This is a genomic window from Marinobacter daqiaonensis (assembly GCF_900115285.1).
GTDB lineage: Bacteria > Pseudomonadota > Gammaproteobacteria > Pseudomonadales > Oleiphilaceae > Marinobacter > Marinobacter daqiaonensis.
Map to the genome: position 1 here is coordinate 1 of NZ_FOYW01000007.1, position 3,272 is coordinate 3,272.

The window sequence follows — 3,272 nt, forward strand, 5'->3', positions numbered from 1 at the left end:
TCCACAGGAATGCCCTCCTCGCGGGCAGGCCCGCTCCTACACTGGGCCGGTCACTCCGGGGATGGCACGAAACCCTGTAGGCGCCAGCCTGCTGGAGTGAGTTCCGCCGATACTTTGTGTTTTAATCCCTCCTGTTGTTTAATCCAGCACTTCGTGCCATATGCTTCATATCCGTCGTTTTTATCCGGGATCCCAGTCATGAACACAAAACCGCTTCTTTCCCTGCTTGCTGATGGACAGGTGCACTCCGGCGAATCTCTGGCTGACACTCTCGGCATCAGCCGAACTGCAATCTGGAAGCAGGTGAAGAAGCTCCAGGAAGGGGGAGTCCAGGTATCCACTATCCGCGGAAGGGGCTATCAGCTGGGAAAGCCAATGGATCTGCTCTCGGACGAGGGCATTCTCTCTGCTTTGAACAAGGCCTCCGGCGAGTACGTCTCGCTTCGGGTCTATGACTCCATCGACTCCACCAACAACGATATCAGCCGGCGCTGGCAGGACGATGAAACCGGGATCCTGGTGTCCATTGCCGATGCCCAGGAGCAGGGGAGAGGCCGACGAGGCCGCCCCTGGCAGAGTCCGGTCGGACAGAATCTTTACATGAGCCTCGGCCTTAACGTGACTCGGAGTTTTACGGAGCTTGACGGCCTGAGCCTTGTGGCTGGCGTTGCGCTTCAGCGGGCTCTGGAGGGCGAGGGGCTTGAAGGCGGTCTGCTGAAGTGGCCCAACGATATCCTGGTGGGCGGTCGCAAACTTGCAGGCATTCTCATCGAGCTTCAAGGGGAGCTCGAGGGCTCTGTGCGGGTCATCATAGGTATTGGTATCAATGTCCATATGGCTGAAGCACCTTCGGTGGATCAGCCCTGGACCAGTCTTCAGCTGGCCAACCCCGGTGTCTCATGGAAAAGGAATCGCATTGCCGCTTCAGTTATCGGACAGCTTATCCCGGCGGTACGCAAGTTTCAGGCGGAAGGCTTCGGGCCTTTCAGGGAGAGCTGGAACCGCAGCGATACCTTTGCCGGTCGTCAATTGACCGCCACCAGCGGCGAATTGAGTGGCGAGGGCTGTGGCGTTGATACCCACGGCAACTACGTCCTGAAAACAGCAGATGGTCGTTTTGAAAAGGTGCATGCTGGCGAAATCAGTCTTCGGGTCAGCTCATGAACCTCTATCTGGATGCTGGCAATACCAGGATTAAATGGCAATTGAGGGATGGAACCGGAGTCCTTGCTCAGGGTGCCGGGTTAATGGAATCGCCAGAGCTTTTCTCCGGTGTGACCCCCACTCAGTGGCGAGCCACTGTCCGCGTGGCTGTTTCGACTGTGCGGTCTGAACGTGCGCGCGAGCAGTTGCAGGAGTTGCTTGCGCAGTACACCGGCGCTCCCGTCGAGTTCTTCTGGACAGAGTCTCATTTCGGTTCCGTTCAATGTGCTTACCGAACGCCAGAGAGCATGGGGGCAGATCGATGGCATGCTCTTATAGGAGCCTGGTCTGAAATACGGGGCCGCTGTGTCGTCGTGGATGCCGGGAGCGCCATCACAGCAGACTGGCTTGAAGAGGATGGGCGCCACCTTGGTGGGTACATCCTTCCGGGAAAGCGGATGATGCTTGAATCCCTACAGAGGAACACGGCCCGGGTCCTGTTCAATGCGGATAACTCGCTGACTGATGTAATGCCAGGACGGTCCACGGACGAGTGTGTCTTCCATGGTGTGAACTGGCTCATGGGGGCAATAGGTTCGGAACTCGCCAGGATTGGTCCGATGCCCCTTCTGCTGACCGGTGGTGATGCCGTCCATATCAGGGAGGCGCTGCTAAGGGCCGGTTGTCCGGGAGAGTCCGTTCGAGTCAGGCCGGATCTGGTGATAGAGGGACTTGCTATCGTGGACGCAGCCAGATGAAGTGGTTCGTTCTCTCTCTGGTGCTGATCAATGGTGGTATCTTCCTCTGGTTTGCCTTTAACGAACCACCTAACGTCCGCTCCGTCGAAGAGGGGAGGTTGCCACGGGTCGCGGAGATCAAGCTGATTCAGGATCAGGAGGCGGCGCCGGGGGCAGAGCCGTCAGACGCGGTACGGAGTGACAGCTCGCGGATCGAACCGGACGCAACTCCGGAGATTTCGATAGAGAGTGGCCCGAAAAACGACAAACCCGGGAAGGGGAACGAGCTGGCTCGAGGTTCGGTGGATAAGGCCGGGCGTGAATGTTTTGGTATTGGCTGGTTCGATGACATTGCCCAGGCGCGGGACCACCTCCAGCGCCTTGAGCGAGCTCGGTCCGGCCTTGACAACACCGGAGTCACCGAGCGAGTCACGCCCCTTGAGGATTTCCACTGGGTATTGATACCGCCTATGGACTCCCGTGAGGCCGCGATGGCCCGTTACCGGGAACTGGTTGATCGGGGGGTTGAAGCTTACGTGGTGCCGACCGGTGAGAGCGAAAATGCCATTTCCCTTGGCTTGTTCCGGTCCCGGAAATCCGCCGAGGACCTTTTGAGTCGGCGCCAGGCAGAAAATATTGATGCAGTGCTGGCAAACTTCCCCCGAAATCGTATAAGCTACGCCCTCGTTTTTGAGGGGGCTCCGGACCGGTCATTGCTGACTGTTGACGGCGGCTCCGCCGTAGGCGAAGGCAAACTACAACTGATTGAATTTAGTGATTGTGAAGGTGTTGCAACCGCTGAAAAAAATCCGTAGTATACCGCCCTCGCTGATGAGGCGAATGTGAGCTGGCGTAGCTCAGTTGGTAGAGCAGCTGACTTGTAATCAGCAGGTCGGGGGTTCGATTCCGTCCGCCAGCTCCACTTAAGTTTTGGAGAGGTCTCCTTTGGGAGGTCTGCTCTGGAGGGGTTCCCGAGTGGCCAAAGGGATCAGACTGTAAATCTGACGCGTAAGCTTCGCAGGTTCGAATCCTGCCCCCTCCACCACTTAATGATGCGGGCATCGTATAGTGGCTATTACCTCAGCCTTCCAAGCTGATGACGCGGGTTCGATTCCCGCTGCCCGCTCCAATTTGGTTAATGCTCATGTAGCTCAGTTGGTAGAGCACACCCTTGGTAAGGGTGAGGTCGGCGGTTCAAATCCGCCCATGAGCTCCATTTTATCCGGTCAACGTTACTGTCCTGTTGATTAGGGAGTCTGGTCGAATGTCTAAAGCTAAATTTGAACGTAACAAGCCGCACCTGAACGTGGGCACCATCGGTCACGTTGACCATGGTAAGACCACTCTGACCGCGGCCCTGACCCGCGTATGTCACGAAGTGTGGGGTACAGG

4 protein-coding genes and 4 tRNA genes are annotated in these 3,272 nt (G+C 57.3%); all 8 read left to right on the forward strand.

Annotated elements, in window-relative coordinates; all coding sequences use genetic code 11:
- Positions 1-198 precede the first annotated feature (198 nt).
- Positions 199-1,164, forward strand: a complete 966-nt coding sequence (locus tag BM346_RS17825) for a biotin--[acetyl-CoA-carboxylase] ligase (protein ID WP_092016596.1) — start codon at positions 199-201, stop codon at positions 1,162-1,164.
- Positions 1,161-1,901 carry a type III pantothenate kinase gene (locus tag BM346_RS17830; protein WP_092016599.1) on the forward strand — a complete coding sequence of 247 codons (741 nt, stop codon included), beginning with the start codon at positions 1,161-1,163 and terminating at the stop codon, positions 1,899-1,901. Before BM346_RS17825 ends, BM346_RS17830 begins: the two co-directional genes overlap by 4 nt.
- Entirely contained in the window at positions 1,898-2,695 is a 798-nt protein-coding gene (locus tag BM346_RS17835) for a hypothetical protein (protein WP_092016601.1), read from the forward strand. The genes BM346_RS17830 and BM346_RS17835 overlap by 4 nt, the downstream gene beginning before the upstream one ends.
- A gap of 31 nt (positions 2,696-2,726) precedes the next feature.
- Positions 2,727-2,802: transfer RNA gene (locus BM346_RS17840), tRNA-Thr, on the forward strand.
- Between the two features lie 39 nt (positions 2,803-2,841).
- A tRNA-Tyr gene (locus tag BM346_RS17845) sits at positions 2,842-2,925 on the forward strand.
- 9 nt (positions 2,926-2,934) lie between these two features.
- A tRNA-Gly gene (locus BM346_RS17850) sits at positions 2,935-3,009 on the forward strand.
- A gap of 11 nt (positions 3,010-3,020) precedes the next feature.
- Positions 3,021-3,096: transfer RNA gene (locus BM346_RS17855), tRNA-Thr, on the forward strand.
- Between the two features lie 48 nt (positions 3,097-3,144).
- Positions 3,145-3,272, forward strand: a 128-nt coding sequence (locus tag BM346_RS17860; RefSeq protein ID WP_228704345.1) for a GTP-binding protein, incomplete at its 3' end; no start/stop codon positions are given.